Annotated in this window: 15 protein-coding genes; 4 read left to right on the top strand and 11 right to left on the bottom strand. The window is 60.2% G+C overall.

Translation table 11 applies throughout. From position 1 onward, the window contains the following. Positions 1–14: 14 nt before the first annotated feature. The 8 genes from Q1L34_RS19910 to Q1L34_RS19875 form a co-directional block, all read right to left on the bottom strand. Complete coding sequence (locus Q1L34_RS19910) at positions 15–1,712, bottom strand: GGDEF domain-containing protein (RefSeq protein WP_032716796.1); 1,698 nt, start codon at positions 1,710–1,712, stop codon at positions 15–17. A 304-nt stretch (positions 1,713–2,016) separates the two neighbouring features. Further along, the gene (locus tag Q1L34_RS19905) at positions 2,017–3,243 is read right to left on the bottom strand and encodes a Zn-dependent hydrolase (RefSeq protein ID WP_015584979.1); all 1,227 of its coding nucleotides are present in this window, start codon (positions 3,241–3,243) and stop codon (positions 2,017–2,019) included. Further along, positions 3,240–3,722, bottom strand: coding sequence for an L-2-amino-thiazoline-4-carboxylic acid hydrolase (locus Q1L34_RS19900; RefSeq protein WP_004858992.1), 483 nt, complete (start codon positions 3,720–3,722; stop codon positions 3,240–3,242). Before Q1L34_RS19900 ends, Q1L34_RS19905 begins: the two co-directional genes overlap by 4 nt. Before the next feature lie 17 nt (positions 3,723–3,739). After that, positions 3,740–4,897, bottom strand: coding sequence for a branched-chain amino acid ABC transporter substrate-binding protein (locus Q1L34_RS19895; protein WP_004858995.1), 1,158 nt, complete (start codon positions 4,895–4,897; stop codon positions 3,740–3,742). Between the two features lie 25 nt (positions 4,898–4,922). Then, positions 4,923–5,642, bottom strand: a complete 720-nt coding sequence (locus Q1L34_RS19890; protein ID WP_004859000.1) for an ABC transporter ATP-binding protein — start codon at positions 5,640–5,642, stop codon at positions 4,923–4,925. Continuing rightward, a complete protein-coding gene (locus Q1L34_RS19885) occupies positions 5,635–6,402 on the bottom strand; it encodes an ABC transporter ATP-binding protein (protein ID WP_015584976.1) in 768 nt (255 codons plus the stop codon). The genes Q1L34_RS19890 and Q1L34_RS19885 overlap by 8 nt, the downstream gene beginning before the upstream one ends. Then, the gene (locus tag Q1L34_RS19880) at positions 6,399–7,505 is read right to left on the bottom strand and encodes a branched-chain amino acid ABC transporter permease (RefSeq protein WP_004859008.1); all 1,107 of its coding nucleotides are present in this window, start codon (positions 7,503–7,505) and stop codon (positions 6,399–6,401) included. The genes Q1L34_RS19885 and Q1L34_RS19880 overlap by 4 nt, the downstream gene beginning before the upstream one ends. Positions 7,506–7,515: 10 nt before the next feature. Continuing rightward, positions 7,516–8,430: a branched-chain amino acid ABC transporter permease gene (locus Q1L34_RS19875; protein ID WP_224262546.1), complete on the bottom strand. Its 915-nt coding sequence runs from the start codon at positions 8,428–8,430 to the stop codon at positions 7,516–7,518. Positions 8,431–8,637: 207 nt separating this feature from the next. Between Q1L34_RS19875 and Q1L34_RS19870 the strand changes: the two genes are divergently transcribed. The 4 genes from Q1L34_RS19870 to licT all read left to right on the top strand — a co-directional run bounded on the left by Q1L34_RS19870 (position 8,638) and on the right by licT (position 13,916). Further along, entirely contained in the window at positions 8,638–9,567 is a 930-nt protein-coding gene (locus Q1L34_RS19870; RefSeq protein ID WP_004859015.1) for a LysR substrate-binding domain-containing protein, read from the top strand. 211 nt (positions 9,568–9,778) lie between these two features. Next, a complete protein-coding gene (locus tag Q1L34_RS19865; RefSeq protein ID WP_015584973.1) occupies positions 9,779–11,659 on the top strand; it encodes a beta-glucoside-specific PTS transporter subunit IIABC in 1,881 nt (626 codons plus the stop codon). Further along, the gene (locus tag Q1L34_RS19860) at positions 11,656–13,080 is read left to right on the top strand and encodes a glycoside hydrolase family 1 protein (RefSeq protein ID WP_004859020.1); all 1,425 of its coding nucleotides are present in this window, start codon (positions 11,656–11,658) and stop codon (positions 13,078–13,080) included. The genes Q1L34_RS19865 and Q1L34_RS19860 overlap by 4 nt, the downstream gene beginning before the upstream one ends. After that, on the top strand, positions 13,077–13,916 hold the full coding sequence (gene licT / locus Q1L34_RS19855; protein ID WP_004859023.1) for a BglG family transcription antiterminator LicT: 840 nt from the start codon (positions 13,077–13,079) through the stop codon (positions 13,914–13,916). Before Q1L34_RS19860 ends, licT begins: the two co-directional genes overlap by 4 nt. A gap of 196 nt (positions 13,917–14,112) precedes the next feature. Here the strand turns inward: licT and Q1L34_RS19850 are convergent, their stop codons facing one another. Genes Q1L34_RS19850 through Q1L34_RS19840 form a run of 3 tightly spaced genes read right to left on the bottom strand, consistent with a single transcriptional unit; the run spans position 14,113 to position 17,918 of the window. Then, positions 14,113–15,117 carry a LacI family DNA-binding transcriptional regulator gene (locus Q1L34_RS19850; protein WP_004859026.1) on the bottom strand — a complete coding sequence of 335 codons (1,005 nt, stop codon included), beginning with the start codon at positions 15,115–15,117 and terminating at the stop codon, positions 14,113–14,115. 30 nt (positions 15,118–15,147) lie between these two features. Beyond that, positions 15,148–16,548 (bottom strand): sucrose-6-phosphate hydrolase, encoded by a 1,401-nt coding sequence (locus Q1L34_RS19845; RefSeq protein ID WP_327204252.1) that lies wholly within the window; start codon positions 16,546–16,548, stop codon positions 15,148–15,150. Further along, positions 16,548–17,918 (bottom strand): sucrose-specific PTS transporter subunit IIBC, encoded by a 1,371-nt coding sequence (locus tag Q1L34_RS19840; protein ID WP_004859031.1) that lies wholly within the window; start codon positions 17,916–17,918, stop codon positions 16,548–16,550. Before Q1L34_RS19840 ends, Q1L34_RS19845 begins: the two co-directional genes overlap by 1 nt. Between the last annotated feature and the right edge of the window lie 99 nt (positions 17,919–18,017).

Raw genomic sequence — 18,017 nt, 5'->3', positions numbered from 1 at the left:
AGGCGCCGGTGCGCTCAGGAGAGGCCGCAAATCCGGTCACGCCCGCTGTTCTTGGCGTTATACAGCTCCCTGTCGGCCCGCGACATCAGCTCTTGCAGCGGGCACTGCCAGCCTTTAGCTACCCCGAAACTGGCGGTGATCTTAAAGGTGATATCGCCGGTCGTATGGAGGGTCAGCTTGCGGATTTCCTGCTGAATCCGCGCGGTATAGCTGGCGACTTCGTCTGACGAAGCGGCCAGAAACAGGACCGCGAACTCTTCTCCGCCGAGGCGCCCCACCACGTCTTCCGGGCGGCTCAACTTACTCAGGGTTTTGGCCAGGGCAACCAGCACCTCGTCACCCATCGGGTGTCCCCAGTTATCGTTTATCGACTTAAAGCGGTCAACGTCGAGCATCACTAACCAGGCCGGAAGCGCCTTGCTGGACTGACTTAATAGCGCATCAGCCCGGGCGTTAAATGCCCGGCGATTAAACAGATGGGTCAGCGGATCCTCTTCCGACTGGCGCTGGTACTGGCGGCTGATGCGGGCATCTTCACGGAGTTTTTTCCCGAGGGTCCCGAGGGATGAAAACAGGCTCTGCACCTCTTCTGCCGTATCGTCATCGATTTGGACGTGGAGTTGTTTTCCGGCAATCAGCGCCGCGGCGAGCTCATTTAAGCGCAGAATGGGGCGTAAAACGCGAGAGCGAATATAGAAAATCATCGCAATGGTCAGGGTATACACCAGCCCAAGCACCACCAGCCGTAGCAGGAAATTCTCTAAGGCCCGATGTTCGGCGGCGGTGTAGTGCTCCTTTACTCCGTTCATATAGGTATTGAGGAGATCATCAAACGAACTGAGGCTGGCGTGATAATCGACGGCAAACTGTTCGGCGCTCACGCTATAGGGCTTACCGCTGTCGCTCTCAGCGCTTAACTGATTGATTAACGCAATGCCCTGATGTTCAAAGTCCCGGCGCGTGTTTTCCAGCGTTTTCTGGAAGTGGGGAAGATAGGTGGCCTCATTGCCCTGCGTTTGCAGCAGCCACCACGCGGTATTGATCCGTTCGATACCGCGAATCAATCCTTCCCGGTTGGCCCGCGGAATCGGGGTGTGTGTGGCCAGCGGAATCAGCACCTGAGAACCGAGTCGACCCGTTGCATCGCGCAGCTCGCCCAGCGCCTGCGCGCGCAGAATCGGACCCAGCGCGCTGGGCTCCAGCAGCAGAAACTCGGTGGTGCGCTCGAACAGCGCCTTATGATAGAAATCCGTTGCCACCACCATATCGTGAATGGCCAAATCTGCGGACTGCGGGTCGCTCAGCACCTGGGTGCGAAAGCGGTCGGCAATACGACGGGAACGCTCCAGCTGCTGCATCATTTCGCCCATCAGCGCCGGAGAGAGCAGGTTTTTCGGGATCTTTTGCATGTCGCGGTCGGTGATGTCGCGATGGGCGACCAGCGCCTGCCAGCGTGACTCTTTCTCCTCAGGCGAGCTTAATATCAGCTCGTTAACGAAGGCGCGCTCACCGGCCAGGTCATTAGAGACCTGCAGTACCCGGTAGAAAATATCGAACTGGGTAACATTGTTATGCGCGCTTTTCCACGTTCCCCACGAGCCGGAAAGCAGCCAGAAGGAGAGAATGGTGGTTAAAAAAATCGTCGCCAGCGCGGATCCCCAGATATAGCGGAGAATATTGGACGATGCTGAGGATCTCTTTTTCGTTTTCACACGTACCCGGGCGTCAGCAGTAAAAAAGAAGCGATTCGAAAATCATTGAATTGAACTGAAATACAACGGAATGTCATGCCGTTATGTCCGCATACCTGCCTGCTCTATGCGATCTATTGGCTGATTTTAGCAGATAATCCACAAATAAATGGCTTTTTGTCCGCGCGGGTAAACAATCTAAGATATTGTTTTAATTTGGTTATGCCTGCAGTTATCTCCTTCCCGGAAGGAGCCGGCGTACCGTCACGGCGGTGAGCTGTCGTTCTGGCACCGCGCGGCGCCAGAACGACCAGCAGAAGGGCGCTTACTTTTCCCCGGCGGCGAGCAGTACGCTATGCAGCAGTACGTTGGCCCCTTTTTCTGCCCACGTGGGCAGAATATTCTCCGCCTCGTTATGGCTAATTCCCTTCTCGCAGGGGATGAAAATCATGCTGGCGGGCGCGACCTTGCTGATATAGCAGGTATCGTGGCCGGCGCCGGAGACCATGCGTCTGGCGCTGTAGCCGAGCATCTGAACCGCCTGCTCGCTGCGCGCCAGACACTGGGCGTTGAAGGCGATTGGCGCGTAGTCAAAAATGCGCTCGATCTGCGCCTGCACCCCGCGTCTGGCCAGCGTGTCGGCAGCGTGACGCAACGCCTGTTCCATTGCCTCCAGCGCGCTGCTTTGCGGATGGCGGAATTCCACGCTGCATTCGACGCGCCCCGGCACCACGTTGCGCGATCCCGGTATCACCTGCGCCATGCCGATGGTCGCCCGTCCGTCGGGGTTGTGGGCGATCCCGATTTGCTCCACCGCCAGCGCCAGCTCGGCGAAAGCGGTCAATGCATCGCGGCGGCTGCCCATCGGCGTGGTGCCGGCGTGGGCGGAAAAGCCCTCCAGCGTGACGTTGAACCAGCGCTGGCCCATTGCCGCGTGGACGAGGCCGATATCAACGTCTTCTTCTTCCAGAATCGGTCCCTGTTCGATATGCACCTCATAACAGGCATGAACCGGGAACGCGGCGGTCGGACGCTCGCCGCGGTAGCCGATCGCCTCCAGTGCCGCGCCGACGCTGATGCCGTCGCGATCTTTGCGGGCCAGCGCGAAAGCTTCGCTGAACTGCCCGGCCCAGACGCCGGATGCCAGCATCGCCGGGGCAAAGCGCGCCCCTTCTTCATTGGTCCAGTTCACCAGCACGATATCGCGTTCGGTCTCAATGCCGCGTTCGTTCAGCGTGCGTAGCGCCTCCAGCCCGGCGAGCACGCCGTAAATCCCGTCATAGCGGCCGCCGAGCGGCTGGGAATCGACGTGCGAACCGGTCAATACCGGAGCCAGCTGCGGATTTTTTCCGGCGCGGCGGATAAACATATTGCCCATGCTATCGACTGCGCAGGGAAAACCGGCTTCTTGTGCCCACTGGCGCAGCAGGTCGCGCGCCTGGCGGTCCTCGTCGCTCAGCGTCAGCCGGGTGACGCCGCCGGCCGGCGTCGCCCCAATCCTCGCCATCTCGTTGAGGGTTGACCACAGACGTTCAGCGTTGATGGCTATCATGGCTTGTCCTTCTTCACGCGATAGCGGAAGTCGCAGCACTTTCCGCCCTGCATGATGGTGGTGGTGCGGGTCAGCTCCACCTCCGGCGCGTAGCCGACGATAAACTTGTCGTCGCGGGCGCAGGAGAGCAGGTGGCCAATCTCGCCGAGGCCCATCTCGTGGTACATCTCGGCGTAGCGGCAGCGGTTGACGTTGTAGTTATACTGCTGGTCATCGGCGTCCAGCACCTTGACCTCCAGGGCATTGTCCTTTTCCCACAGATATTGCAGGGCGACAAAGCTCTGGATGTTCGCGCCGTTCGGCTCCTGGCGGGCAAACGTTTTTCCCGCCTCAATCGCGGCGTTTTCAATGGCTTCGCCGATGACCGCCTGGGCACGAGCTTTACCTATCTCGCGCACCAGGATGTCGTAAATCGGCTTAATAATTTCGGCTTCAATTTTGCGGCGGGCGAGAATGCCCAGCTCATTATTATCACTCATCACATTGCCTCACTGCGTTACTTCGTTGTTGCGCCGCCGAGTACGGTTTGCGGCTGCCATTTGCCGTCGACGACTTTGTAGACGGTAAAGGTTGGCGATTTCAGGTTGCCCTCTTTATCAAAGGCGATGTGTCCGGTGACCCCGGAGTAGTTAATGGCGCGTAGCGCGGGCAGATAGTTGGCCGGGTCGACGGAGTCAGCTTTTTCCATCGCCGCCACCAGCACGCGGGTGGCGTCATAGGCGAACGGCGCGTGCAGCTCGATATGGGTGTGATAGCGCGCCTGGTAGGCCTGCTCAAAGGCTTTGCCGCCCGGCATCTGTTCAACCGGCAGTCCCGGCTCCAGCGCCACCACGCCGTCACCCTCTTTTTGCGCCAGCTGCAGGAAGGTCTGGCTGACGAAACCGCCGGCGCCCATCAGGGTGGCGTTCATGCCCAGCTGTTTGATACGACGCGCCAGCGGAGCGGCCTGGCTATCGACGCCGCCGAAGAAAATCAGATCGGCATTTTTACTGCGGATGGCGGTCAGTACGGCGCTGAAGTCCACCGTTTTGTCGTCAACATACTGGCGATCGACGATTTTGATCCCCTGCGCGTCCAGCGACTTAATAAACTCGTCCGCCAGCCCCTGACCAAAAGCGGTACGGTCATCGATCACCGCGATGCGTTTGGCCTTCAGGGTTTGTACCGCGTACTGCCCGGCAAACTGGCCGCCGTCATCGTCGTGGCCCATCACGCGGAAGCTGGTGTCGAAACCCTGTCTGGTATAGGCGTGTCCGGTAGCGACCGGCGCGACCTGGGCGATGCCGGCATCGTGGTAAACCCGTGCGGCGGGAATGCTGGTGCCGGTGTTCCAGTGGCCGACGACGCCGGCGACGCCGCTATCCACCAGACGCTGAGCGACGGCAACGGCGGTACGCGGGTCGGACTGATCGTCTTCAGATTGCAGTTTAAAGGTTACCGCCTTGCCGCCGATGGTCGGGTGTTGCTTGTTGATATCGTCAATCGCCAGCTGCGCGCCGTTTTCGAGATCCTTGCCGATACGCGCGGAAGGGCCGGTCAGCGGGCCCGCCAGGCCGATAATCACGGTTTCGCTGGCCGCAGACCATGCGGCGGATGAGGCGAAGCCACTGAGCAGAATAGCGGCGCTGAGCGCACTGATTTTGACTGTTTTCATTGTTTTTCCCTGATGCTGGTTAGTGTTATGCGGGCACTTCGCCCAAATAAATCTGTGCGATACGGTCGTCGGCCAGCAGCGCCTGCGAGGCACCACGTTCCACAATGCTGCCGCTGTCCATCACCCACGCGCTGTCGGTGGCCTCCAGCGCCAGACGCGCGTTCTGCTCAATCAGCAGCAGCGCCACGCCGCGCTGACGGAGAGTGGCGATCACGCGGAAAACGTTCTCGACCATCAGCGGCGCCAGCCCCATCGAGGGCTCATCGAGGATCAGCAGGCGCGGCTGGCTGAGCAGGGCGCGGTTGAGCGCCAGCAGCTGCTGTTCGCCACCGGAGAGCAGCCCGGCCAGCTGGTGCTGGCGTTCGGCGAGGCGCGGGAAGTTGGCGAAGATCTCGTCCATCTCCTGTCGGACCGCCGCGCTATCGCGACGCAGCCAGGCGCCCATCTGCAGGTTTTCCAGTACCGTCATGCGGGTAAAGATGCCGCGGCCTTCCGGTACCATCACCAGCCCTTCGCGCAGCAGCGACTCCGCTTTGCGTCGACGAACCGGTTGACCGTTGAAAATAATCTCGCCGCTAAAGGGTTCCAGCCCGGTAATGGCGCGGACGGTGGAGCTTTTTCCCGCGCCGTTGGCGCCGATCAACGTCGTCTGCTCACCCGCTTTAACGCTGAATGAGACGTCGCGTACCGCCTGGATGCCGCCGTAGTGCACGCTGAGGCCGGTTACGGTTAACAGATCAGACATGGACATTGCCTCCCAGCCAGGCGGCAATCACCGCCGGATCGCGGCGCACGGTCTCCGGCGTGCCGCTGGTTAATGTTTTGCCGTAATCCAGCACCATCAGGCGATCGCAGATCCCCATCACCAGCTTGACGTCATGCTCAATCATCAGCAGCGTTCTGCCGTCATCGCGAATGCGCAGCAGCAGTTCGCCCAGCGCCATCTTCTCGGCGGCGTTCATCCCGGCCGCCGGTTCATCCAGCGCCAGCAGGCGCGGATCGGTAGCCAGCGCACGGGCAATCTCCAGCCGCCGCTGGTGGCCGTAAGCGAGGTCGCAGGCGCGGTAGTGGGCGAACTGCGCAATGCCGGTGTAGTCCAGCCAGTGCCATGCCAGCTCGCGGGTCTGCGCCTCTTCGGCGCGGGCGCGTTTATGGCGGGTAAGCGCGGCCCACAGACCGTTGCGGGTGCGCACGTGGCGGCCGACCATCACGTTCTCCAGTACCGACATCTGGTTAAACAGCCGCACGTTCTGGAAGGTGCGGGCGATGCCGGCGGCGGTGACTTTCTCGATATTCTTCGGGAAGTAGGGCTCTCCGGCGATAGCGAACTCGCCGCTGTCCGCCGGGTACAGCCCGGTAATCAGGTTAAAGCAGGTGGTTTTCCCCGCGCCGTTGGGGCCGATCAGGCCGTAGATTTCACCTTCATTAATGGTCAGCGATACGTCATCGACCGCCGTCAGGCCACCAAAGCGTTTTGACATGTGGCGTACGCTTAACAGACTCATGCTTTGACTCCCTGATGACGTGCGGGCCAGATGCCCTGAGGGCGCAGGAGCATGACCAGCACCAGCGCCAGGCCGTAGAACAGCTGGCGCAGCACTTCCGGGTCAATCAGCACTTCGCCAAACAGCGCCTGCTGCAGCGGCGCCGCCTGGCTGCGCAGCAGCTCTGGCAGCGCGGTCAGCAGCACCGCGCCGAGGATCACCCCGGGGATATGACCCATTCCGCCCAGCACCACCATCGCCAGTACCGCAATTGACTCCTGTAGCGTGAAGGATTCCGGCGAAACGAAGCCCTGAAATGCGCCGAACAGCGCCCCCGCCACGCCGCCGAACGAGGCGCCGATAGCGAAAGCCAGCAGTTTGTAGTTACGCAGATTGATGCCCATTGCGCGGGCGACGTCTTCATCCTCGCGGATGGCGTGCCAGGCGCGGCCGATGCGCGAATGCTGTAGCCGCAGGCAGACGAAAATAATCGCCACAATCACCAGCATCAGCAGGTAGTACCACAGCCACAGCGCCGGGACTTTAAAACCAAACCAGTGATAGACGCCGCTAAACTTCAGCCCGAACAGGTTCAGCGAGTCGACCCCGGAAATGCCTTTTGCGCCGTTGGTGATGTTGACCGGGCGGTCGAGGTTGCGCATCAGGATGCGGATAATCTCACCAAAACCGAGCGTGACAATGGCCAGGTAGTCGCCGCGCAGCTTCAGCGTCGGCGCCCCCAGCACGATACCGCAGCCTGCCGCCACCAGCGCGGCAAGCGGAATAATCACCAGCCACGAGGTGTGCAGGCCGTCCGGGAACCGGTTATTTAACAGCGGGAACACCTCCAGCAGATGCGGCGAGGCCAGCAGAGCGGCCAGGTATGCGCCGACGGCATAGAAGGCGATAAAGCCCATATCCAGCAGGCCGGTGTAGCCGACCACGATATTCAGCCCCAGCGCCAGCATGATGTAGAGCAGGGCGAAGTCGATGACCCGCACCCAGTAGTTGCCGCCGAGCTGGCTGGCGACCATCGGCGCCACCAGCAGCGCGCAGACGAACAGGGTCATCCCGGACCAGAAGCGGCGGGAGACGACGGGCGTATCGAGTTGTGCCGTTGTCATAATATTTCTCCTAGGCCCGGTGCGCGACGCGTTCGCCGAGTAAACCGGCAGGGCGGAAGACCAGCACCAGAATCAGCACCATAAAGGCGAAGATATCCTGGTAGTTGCTGCCAAAGACGCCGTTGGTCAGGTCGCCGAGATAGCCGGCCCCCAGGGATTCGATCAGGCCCAGTAGCAGGCCGCCGACCATCGCGCCGCGAATATTGCCGATGCCGCCGAGCACCGCGGCGGTGAAAGCTTTAATGCCGGGCAGAAAGCCCATGGAGAAGCTGGCGCTGCCGTAGTTGCTGGCCATCATCACGCCAGCCAGCGCGGCGAATACGCCGCCGATGGCGAAAGTGAGGATGATAATCGCGTTGGGGTTCACCCCCATCAGCGTGGCGATGCGCGGATTTTCCGCCACCGCGCGCATACCGCGACCTAAGCGGGTGTACTCCACCAGCAGCCACAGGCCGAGCATTACCGCGAGAGCCAGCGTGACGGTGACGATACCGGTGACGGTAATGAGCGCCGGAGGATGCGCTTCGCTGCCGCGGGTCACGGCGATCGGATCCATCGGCAGGATCTGCGGGAACATCAGCGGATTGCGCGACCAGACGATCATCGCTACGGTTTGCAGCAGTACCGAGACGCCGATCCCGGAGATCAGCGGCGCCAGGCGCGGAGCGTTACGCAGGCGGCGGTAGGCAAAGCGCTCGACCGCCATCGCCAGCAGGGCGCAGACCGCCATGGCCAGCAGCAGCGCCAGCCCCAGCTGCGCCAGCGGCGGCAGAGTGGGGAAATGGGCATTCAGCGCGTTCATCCCGGAAAGGGTGGTTAACGCGCCGACCATCAGAATATCGCCGTGGGCAAAGTTAATAATGCGCAGAATGCCGTACACCATGGTGTAGCCGAGCGCGATCAGGGCGTAGATGCTGCCGAGCATGACCCCGTTGATGATTTGTTGTATGAGTGTGTCCAACTGGTTCTTCCGACAAGATGCTCAAATAATAGCTACCATCCAACAAATGAATTAAATTGTAAAATACGCATATATTCTTTCTTATGATAAATGCGTTGTTAACTATCTTTATGATTTTTAATATAATTAAATAAAGCATCGAGTAGTGAAATACGCTAAGAAAATCAATATATGAAAAAAACAGAACAGTCAGAGGGGCCGGTTAGCTGGTCTGAGAGTACGTTAGCCAACGATCCGCCGCTGCGGGCGGTGCGCGCCTTCGAGGCGATCGCCCGCCTGGGCAGCGTGACCCTGGCGGCGCAGGAGCTGGCGATTTCACCCTCGGCGGTAAGCCACCAGCTGAAGGTGCTGGAAGGCTATCTGCAGATCCCGCTTACCGAACGCCAGGGGCGGCGGCTGACCCTCAGCCAGCAGGGGCGGGAGTATTACCGCTCGATCCGCGCGGCGTTTAACGTGCTGCGCCAGGCCACCGAACATCTGGTCGATCAGGTGCAAACCCAGCAGGTGACGATCAGCCTGATCCCGCTGTTTGGCATGGGCTGGTTTATTCCCCGTCTGCCGTCGTTCGTGCACGCCAATCCGCATACTGAAATCAACGTGGTTTACGCGAACCACCGCAACTACCTTAGCGATGCTTCCGATATGTCGATTCGCTTTGGCAACGGTCACTGGGTGGGCTATCAAAGCGAAAAGCTGATTTCCGGTAAAATGGTGCCGGTATGCAGTCAGGCCTTTTTGCGTCTGCACGGGCATATCGATACCCCGGAGCAGCTGCTGCAGATGCCGCTGCTGCACGACGAGGAGCGCACGACATGGAACCAGTGGTTTGTGCAGCAGGGGGTTAAACGGCCGCCGCGCTCGACGGGGCCGCTGTTTGAAGATGGCCTGCTGACCCTGGCGGGGGTGCAGGCCGGGCTGGGCTGTGCGCTGATGCGCGAGCCGCTGATCGCCCCCTATCTGAAGAGCGGCGAGCTGGTGAAAATCTTCGATACGGCGATAGATGATGGCCGGGATTACTATCTCTGCGTGCGTCAGGATAGCGATATGACCCCCAACGGTAAGCTATTACAGAGCTGGCTGCGTCAGCAGGCCCTCGGATGAACTTCACTTAAGAATTTACTTAATCCAGCTCACACTTTTGTCCGGTCGCCGTTGTCATTGCGCAGGGACGCTTAGATAATCCGCCGAAATAACCCATTTTTATGATGGCGTGCTACTGCGAAAGCAGGCAAGACCAAAATAGAAATGCTCTCCCGCCAAGGGGAGCGTCTCTGTTTTGGTCTTTTTTTTTGCCCCAACACCAGGGAACACTATGAACTATAACGAAACAGCAGACAAAATCCTCCACGCGGTGGGCGGTGCGGAGAATATCCGCATGCTCACCCATTGCGCGACCCGGCTGCGCATGGAGTTCAACGACCGCGCGAAGGTTAACGATGCGCAGATTGGCACTATCCCCGGCGTGATCAGCGTCGTGGAGAAGGGCGGCCAGTTCCAGATTGTTATCGGCAATGAGGTGCAGCGGGTTTATCGCCTGCTCAATAAGGCCCTGCCTGAGAAGAAAAGCCCGACCGGCGGCGATAAAAACGCCAAACCGACCGGCATTGTTGCGCGGGTTATCAGCGTCATCTCGACCACGTTTACTCCGGTAATCCCGGCGATCACCGGCGCGGGGATGATTAAAGCGCTATTGGCCATTCTCAAGCTTACCGGCGTGATTAGCGAAACCAGCTCGACCTGGCAACTGCTCAATATCATTGCCGACGCCGCCTTCTTCTTCCTGCCGGTGCTGCTGGCCTACGGGGCGTCGCTGAAGTTTGAATGCAACCCGATTCTGGCGATGACTCTCGCGGGCGTGCTGCTGCATCCCGGCATCGGCCAGATGCTGGCGGCCGGTAAAGCGGTCGATTTTGTCGGTATCAACGTCCTGCTTTCCGATTACGCCGGGTCGGTGCTGCCGATCATTCTGACCGTGTGGCTGATGTCGTGGGTGGAGCGTTTTGCCGAAAAAGTGTCGCCATCGATTATCAAGTTTTTCGTCAAGCCGATGCTGATTCTGCTGATTACCGCGCCGCTGGCGCTGGTGGTTGTCGGCCCGGCGGGCATTTTGCTTAACGACCTGGTTGCCGCGGGGGCGGGGGCTATCGATCGCCACGCCAGCTGGTTGATCCCGATGCTGATGGGCACCCTGCAGCCCTTCCTGATCATTACCGGTACCGCATGGGCGATGACGCCGATCGCCACCGGTCAGCTGAGTAAAAGCGGTTACGAGATGATTAACGGGCCGGGGATGCTGGCATCAAACGTGGCGATGGGCGCGGCGACGCTGTGCGTGGCGCTGAAAACCAAAAATAGCAACCTGCGCCAGCTGGCCTCTTCGTCGGGCTTTACCGCGCTGCTGGGGATCACCGAACCGGCGCTGTACGGGGTGCTGCTCAAGTTCCGCCGGGTGCTGATTGCCGCGATGATCGGCGGCGGCTGTGCCGGGGTCTACGCCGGGGTGAGCGGGCTGGTACGCTACGCTTTTGTTTCCCCGGGACTGGCGGCGCTGCCGGCGTTTATCGGCGAAAACCCGATGAATATCGTCCATGCGCTGGTGACCTGCGCGATTTCCATCGTGGTGACCTTTACCTTGACCTGGTTTATCGCCTTCAAAGAGGTTCCGCAGGAGCAAGAGGAGGTGAGCGAGGCGCCGCAGCCCGCGGTCAGCGCGAAAAGCGAGGGCGAGTTTGAAGTATTAAGCCCGCTGCGCGGCCAGGTGGTAGCGCTCAGCGAAGTGAACGACGATGTTTTTTCCGGCGGTCTGCTGGGCGAGGGCGTGGCGATTCGTCCGCAGGAAGGGGTGCTGCGCGCGCCGTTTAGCGGCAAGGTGATGATGTTTCTGCCCTCCTGCCACGCGGTTGGCCTGCAGAGCGACAGCGGTCTTGAGCTGCTGATCCATATTGGTATCGACACCGTCAATCTTAACGGCCAGCACTTTAGCTCGGCGCTGAAGGTGGGCGATAGCGTGGAGGCCGGGCAGGCGCTGATCCGCTTCGATATTTCGGCCATCGAGCAGGCCGGGTACGACCTGATTACCCCGGTGATTGTGGTCAACGGCGATGAGCGGCACTCTCTGCGCCTCACCGCCGCCGCGCAGGTGGATTACGGTGAACCGCTGATGGTGCAATCCGCTAAGGAGGCGCAGGCATGATTTATCAACAGCAGGCCCGGTTCCCGGATGGTTTTCTGTGGGGGGCGTCCACTTCGGCTTATCAGGTTGAGGGCGCGTGGAATGAAGACGGTAAAGGGCCGTCGGTGGTCGATATGCTCAGCCATCCGCCGGGAACGGCGGACTTCCGCATCGCCAGCGACCACTACCATCGCGTGGAGGAGGACGTCGCGCTGATGGCGGAGATGGGGCTGAAGGCCTACCGCTTTTCGGTAGCCTGGTCGCGGGTGATCCCGGACGGCGACGGCCCGGTGAATCCGGGCGGGCTGGCCTTTTATCATCGGCTGATCGACGCCCTGACGCGCCACGGGATCACCCCCATTGTGACGCTGTACCACTTCGACCTGCCGTGGGCGCTGGAGCTCAAAGGCGGCTGGCTGAACCGCAACACCGGGGAGGCCTTCGTGCGCTATGCCCGGCTGCTGTTCAGCGAGTTTGCCGCTAAAGTCCCGCTCTGGCTGACGATTAACGAACAAAACACCATGATCCTCCACCCCGGGGCGATTGGCGTGCCCGCCGATCGCCCACTGCCGGACAAGAAGGCGCTGTACCAGCAAAATCACCATATGATGCTGGCCCAGGCGCAGATCTTCGCCCTGTGCCACCGCGAGTTTCCCGGAGTGCGTATCGGCCCGGCGATAAATACCACCTCGATGTACGCCGAAAGCTGTAAACCGGAGGATGCCATTGCCGCGCATAACTGGGAGACACTGCGCTGCTGGAGCTTTCTGGATGTGGCGGTGCATGGCCGCTACAACGCCCTGGCGTGGGCCTATATGCAGGATCGCGGCCTCGCGCCGCAAGTGCAGCCAGAGGATGCGCTGATTTTGCAGCAGGGGCGGCCGGACTTTATCGCCATTAACTACTACTCCACCGCCACTATTGCCGCCAGTCGGGGCGACGGTGCAGACGTTGCGCCTCGCGCGGGCGACCAGCAAATTATGCTGGGCGAAGAGGGGGTTTATCGCCCGGCGGAAAACCCGTGGGTCGGCAAAACCCCCTACGGCTGGGTCGTCGACCCGGTGGGGCTGCGCCTGACGCTGCGCAAAGTGTGCGAGCGCTACGGTCTGCCAGTTCTGATTAGCGAAAACGGCATGGGCGCGCCGGATAAACTCGAGCATGACGGGACGGTGAATGACGATTACCGCATCGCCTTCTTACAGGCGCATATTGAGCAAATGCGCCTGGCGATTGCCGACGGCGTCGAGCTGATGGGCTACTGCCCGTGGGCGGCAATTGACGTGGTCAGCACCCATCAGGGATATGCCAAGCGCTACGGTTTTATTTATGTCGATCGCGGTGAGGATGACCTGAAGCGTCTGCAAAGGATCCGTAAACGCAGCTTCTGGTGGTATAAGGATGTCATCGCGCAAAACGGCAACCACGATGAGTCGCAGAGATGATTGTTCAGAAGGTGCTCAATAATAGCCTCGTGCTCTCTATGGATGACGATGACCGGGAGGTTATCGTCATGGGGAAAGGCATTGGCTTCAACAGCAGACCCGGGGATGAGATTGATCCGGAGAAGATAGAGAAGCGATTCGTGACCCAGGCGCTTGGCGCGCGCAGCGGCTATCTCGAGGCGCTCTCCGCCATCCCGGACGAGGTCATCGAAATGGCCGCGATGATTATTTCCCGCGCCAATATGCAGCTTGCCAGCAAGGTTCGCGAGCAGATTTTCTTTACCCTCGCCGACCACCTGACCTTCGCCATCGAACGCAGCCGCAAAGGGATCGCCATTCAAAACCGTCTGCTGCCGGAAGTGAGACGTTTTTATCCGCAGCAGTTCCGCGTCGCCAGCGACGCGGTGACGATTATTCGCCAGCAGTACGGGATTGAACTGCCGGAGGAGGAGGCCGGAAATATCGCTTTTCATCTGGTTAACGGCCAGAGCGAGGGTGACGACGTGGCGCAGACCATGCAGTCGGTGAAGATGCTGAAGGATATTTTTAATCTCGTGCAGTACCACTTTAAGCAGCAGATAGACACCGAATCGATTAACTACTCGCGCTTTCTGGTCCATATGCAGTTCTTCCTCCAGCGTTTACAGGAGGGGGAACTGGACGACGCGCGGGACAGTTTTCTGCTGGTGCAGGTGATTAAGGAGTATCCGGAGGCCTACCGCTGCGCGCTGCGGATCCGCGATTACGTCAAGGCCCAGCTCGATATCACCCTCGGCGGCAACGAGCTGCTGTGGCTCACCGTGCATCTGGTGCGGATTAGCGGGCTGGATGCGTGAGCGTGTTCTATTAACGGGAGGTAAAGGCCAGGGATGTTCCATTCAAGAGACCCTCTCTGCTATCACCCGGTGGCGCTAATGCCTTGCCGGGTCGGTGTTTGGTTTTCGTCGGCCGGGTCAGGCGTTAGCCGCCACCCGGCAGAGATACGCGCGCACGGTCTCATTCAAGTTGGTGATTTAAAAAACGCCTGGCGAATCAACGATGGCGGAACTGCAGCGTCGCGGGCAGGTAGCGCCGTAGCGGCTCAGGCGTGTTGCCGTCGATCAGCTGGCTTATCAGATCGTAGCAGTGCCAGGCCAGCTGACGATTATCCTGCTGGACGGTGTCGATACGCAGCGATAGCGAATCGTAGAGATAGTGATCGTCAAAGCTCGCCAGATGAATATCGGAATCCAGTAGATGGTGCTGGCTCATATAGCGCAGCACCCCTTCCAACAGACCGCAGGCGGCGGTGAACAGCGCCTTTGGCGGCCGCCCGAGACGCGCGCAGAGAGCGGCGAACATCTCGTAGCCGGAGCTCGGATGATAGTTGCCGTTAATCACCCACTCGGGACGCAGTTCGACACCGGCGTTTGCCAGCCCCTGAGTAAACCCTGCCAGACGATCGCGGGAGGGCGACAGACGCGGCTGCCCGCCGAGAAACCAGAACTCGTCGCGATGCTGAGGCGCGATGCGGGAAATCAGATCCGCCGTTGGGCTGATGGAGTCGGTCATCACCAGCGGCAGCGTGCTGTCGCTGGGACAGCGGTCAAACAGTACCACCGGCAGCTGTTCGCTGAGCTTGAGGTAATCGGCGTCGTTGTGCATACAGGAGGCGACGATCAGCCCGTCAACCTGGCGGGCAATCATATTATTGACCACCATGGTTTCCTGGCCGGGGTTTTCGTCGGTACAGGAGATCAGCAGCTGAACGCCCGCCTCGCGGCAGAGCATTTCCAGCTCATGAGAGAAGACGGCAAACCCGTAGTTGGTAATTTCAGGCACCACCAGACCGATGGTGTGGCTACGGTTATCGCGCAGCGAGCGGGCGTGAATACTGGGCTGATAATGTTGTTCGCGCGCGATGGCCAGCACGCGCTCGCGGGTATCCTGCGCCACGCGGAGTTCTTTGCCACGACCGTTCAGCACCAGGCTGGCGGTGGCTTTCGAGACACCCGCCAGCTCGGCGATATCTTTAATGGTAACGCGTTTGGTTTTCATCACGACAACATGCGCCTGAATTTAAAACGCTTATTCTACCATGCATGGCTCCAGCGACCAGTAGCAGAATGTTACCGGCGTCGCGCCGCTGAAAACCAGCTGTGCGGGATAGTCCGGGAAGAGGCGGCTGCTCATCACCCCTTCGCCGTCGTTAATGAAAATCTCCACGCTCGACTGGTCGATGAAGATCCGCAGCGAGCGAACCGTGCCGCGCCAATAGCGATAGAGCATTTCGTCGCTGGCGAGGCTGCGCCGCGCCAGACGAAGGCCGTGGCTATCGCGCTCGAGAGTCAACGCGCCGCCGAAATCGAGGCTAAACGCGTCGTCAGCGGCGGTATCGAGGGCGATTTCCAGCGGGGCCAGCGGCAGAACGTTGCCCTGCCAGCTGCGGACTTCGCCGCGCAGGGCGCTCAGTTCGCGCAGCGGGCGCTGATAGAGTTTGCCGTCCACCCACTCCAGTTCGCGCAGGCAGGTCATCTGGTGGATCCAGCCGTTGGCCCGCGTCGGCTGGCGCATCTCCTCGCCGTCCGGTACGCCCATCCAGCCAACCAGCAGCCGACGGCCGTCGGCTGTCTGCATGGTTTGCGGGGCATAGAACTCAAATCCGGCATCCAGCTCGTGCAACTCGCCGTGCGTGAAGGCGGCTCTGGCGTAATCGAAGCCGCCGGCCATCCACACCGCCGGATAGGTGTTGAGGTAGCGCGCTTCCTCGCCGGGAATCCCCTGCGGGCAGCAAATCAGAATATGCTGGTCGCCAAGCGGGAACAGGTCCGGACACTCCCACATATAACCGGCATCGTGCAGTCCGTTGATGCCGGCGCCGGCGATTTCGCCCTCGCTCGTCCACTCATGGAGATTTGCGGAGCTGAACAGCAGCACCTTGCCGCGCTTTTGCCGATCCTGCGCACCCAGCACCATGTACCAGCGGCCTTCATGCTGCCAGACTTTCGGGTCGCGCACGTGGCCGGTATAGCCCTCTGGCAGCGGCAGGACCGGGCCGGTTTTGCTGAAGGTGCCGTCGGGATTTTCCGTCGCCAGGCACTGCCAGGCGGTCCGGCTGCCGTCTGCAAATTTGACGTTGCCGGTGTAGCACAGGGTCAGCGTCCCGTTGTTATCCACCGCGCTGCCTGAGTAGCAGCCGTTGCGGTCATACTCTTCGTCCGGCATCAGCGCAATCGGTTCATGCCGCCAGTGCAGCAGATCGGCAGAACTCCAGTGCCCCCAGCATTTGAAGGTGTGATCGCAGGCGAGCGGGTTCCACTGATAGAACAGGTGATAGCGCCCGGCAAATTCGACAAAGCCGTTGGGATCGTTCATCAGCCCGGTGACCGGCGCGTGGTGCCAGCGGGGATAGTGGCTGTCGGCCAGCGCGCGCGGCTGGCCTTGCATAACGGCCTGCAAAATCGCAGGCAGGCGTGATGGAAGTGACATTATTCCGCGTCCGTTTTGTATTTCAGCAGCAGGGAGACGACAAAGGCAACGCCGAAGGCGATGACCATCCCGATAATGTAGTTCAGCAGCGAACTGGCCTGCACGATAGCCATGCCTGGAATCGCCGTCAGGCCGACCGCGGTCATATAGACGTGCATGGAGACGACCCATGCGCCGCCCGCTGCGCCGCCGATCAGCGCTGCAATAAACGGCTTCACAAAGCGTAAGTTGATACCAAAAATCGCCGCCTCGGTGATACCCAGCATGGCAGAAAACGCCGATGGCAGGGTAATGGCTTTGATTTTGGCATCTTTGGTTTTAAACCACACCGCCAGGCAGGCGCCGCCCTGAGCAACGTTGGCCATCGCCCAAATCGGCAGCAGGAAGTTGACGCCGATGGCGGGGTTGCCCAGCAGTCCGGCTTCGATAGCGTGGAAGCTGTGGTGAATACCGGTAATCACGATAACCGAATAGAGACCGCCAAACAGCAGCCCAGCCAGCCAACCGGCGTGGGTAATCAGCGTACTGAGCACGAATGAGATGCCGTCTCCCAGCGCGCGGCCCGCCGGACCGATAATCAGCAGGGCGATAAAACCGGAAATAATCACCGTCAGGAACGGCGTCAGGATCAGGTCCAGCGCATCGGGGATGACGCGGCGCAGCTGCTTCTCAACAATGCTCATAAACCATACCGCCAGCAGCACCGGGAACACCGTACCCTGATAGCCGATCATCGCAATCTCAAGGCCGAAGAAGTTCATGGTATGGAAACCGGCGGCCACGCCCCAGGCGTTGGTGAGCGCCGGGTGGGTCAGAATGCCCCCGAGCGTCGCGCCAAGGTAGGGGTTACCGCCAAATTCGCGGGCGGCGGTAAAGCCAATCAGGATCGGCAGAATAATAAACGCCGCCGAGCTGCACATATCCAGAATAATGTAGATAGCGTTGCTCGGGTCGACCCAGCCGTAGGTTTTCACCATGCCGAGCAGGCCCATCAGCAGACCGGAGGCCACGATAGCCGGAATAATGGGTACAAAGATGTTTGACAGCAGACGGGCGATACGCTGGAACGGATTAAGCTTTTTCGCCGCGATATCGGCGGCTTCCGACTTGCTGGATTCGCCGATGCCGGCGGCCTGAATAAACGCGGCGTAAACTTTGTTCACCACCCCGGTGCCAAAAATAATCTGCATCTGTCCGGCGTTGCGAAAACATCCTTTTACGCCTTCAATTTTGCCGATAGCCTGCTGGTCGGCGAGCGCATCATCGATCAGCACCAGACGCAGGCGCGTGGCGCAGTGCGCGGCGCTGGCGATGTTTTCCTTACCTCCCAGAAGCGGAAGCAGCGAGCGGGAAATCTGTTCAAAATCCATAGTACCCTCTGAATGCGTAATAATTATCGTGTTGTGGTCCCGGGTTTACGGGGGCGCAGTCTCTGCGTCGTTATTGTGTCCGGGGCGATGGCCGACTCG

It is taken from the genome of Klebsiella ornithinolytica (assembly GCF_030505655.1).
GTDB classification, from domain to species: domain Bacteria; phylum Pseudomonadota; class Gammaproteobacteria; order Enterobacterales; family Enterobacteriaceae; genus Klebsiella; species Klebsiella ornithinolytica.
Note: the sequence above shows the minus strand (reverse complement) of the source record. Positions and strands in the feature narration are given on the sequence as shown.

What these genes read in the sequence shown, in the direction of transcription:
- Q1L34_RS19905 (WP_015584979.1), bottom strand. Translation starts at nt 3,243, where the DNA reads ATGATAGCCATCAACGCTGAACGTCTGTGGTCAACCCTCAACGAGATG.
- Q1L34_RS19900 (WP_004858992.1), bottom strand. Translation starts at nt 3,722, where the DNA reads ATGAGTGATAATAATGAGCTGGGCATTCTCGCCCGCCGCAAAATTGAA.
- Q1L34_RS19895 (WP_004858995.1), bottom strand. Translation starts at nt 4,897, where the DNA reads ATGAAAACAGTCAAAATCAGTGCGCTCAGCGCCGCTATTCTGCTCAGT.
- Q1L34_RS19890 (WP_004859000.1), bottom strand. Translation starts at nt 5,642, where the DNA reads ATGTCTGATCTGTTAACCGTAACCGGCCTCAGCGTGCACTACGGCGGC.
- Q1L34_RS19885 (WP_015584976.1), bottom strand. Translation starts at nt 6,402, where the DNA reads ATGAGTCTGTTAAGCGTACGCCACATGTCAAAACGCTTTGGTGGCCTG.
- Q1L34_RS19880 (WP_004859008.1), bottom strand. Translation starts at nt 7,505, where the DNA reads ATGACAACGGCACAACTCGATACGCCCGTCGTCTCCCGCCGCTTCTGG.
- Q1L34_RS19875 (WP_224262546.1), bottom strand. Translation starts at nt 8,430, where the DNA reads ATGCTCGGCAGCATCTACGCCCTGATCGCGCTCGGCTACACCATGGTG.
- Q1L34_RS19870 (WP_004859015.1), top strand. Translation starts at nt 8,638, where the DNA reads ATGAAAAAAACAGAACAGTCAGAGGGGCCGGTTAGCTGGTCTGAGAGT.
- Q1L34_RS19865 (WP_015584973.1), top strand. Translation starts at nt 9,779, where the DNA reads ATGAACTATAACGAAACAGCAGACAAAATCCTCCACGCGGTGGGCGGT.
- Q1L34_RS19860 (WP_004859020.1), top strand. Translation starts at nt 11,656, where the DNA reads ATGATTTATCAACAGCAGGCCCGGTTCCCGGATGGTTTTCTGTGGGGG.
- licT (WP_004859023.1), top strand. Translation starts at nt 13,077, where the DNA reads ATGATTGTTCAGAAGGTGCTCAATAATAGCCTCGTGCTCTCTATGGAT.
- Q1L34_RS19850 (WP_004859026.1), bottom strand. Translation starts at nt 15,117, where the DNA reads ATGAAAACCAAACGCGTTACCATTAAAGATATCGCCGAGCTGGCGGGT.
- Q1L34_RS19845 (WP_327204252.1), bottom strand. Translation starts at nt 16,548, where the DNA reads ATGTCACTTCCATCACGCCTGCCTGCGATTTTGCAGGCCGTTATGCAA.
- Q1L34_RS19840 (WP_004859031.1), bottom strand. Translation starts at nt 17,918, where the DNA reads ATGGATTTTGAACAGATTTCCCGCTCGCTGCTTCCGCTTCTGGGAGGT.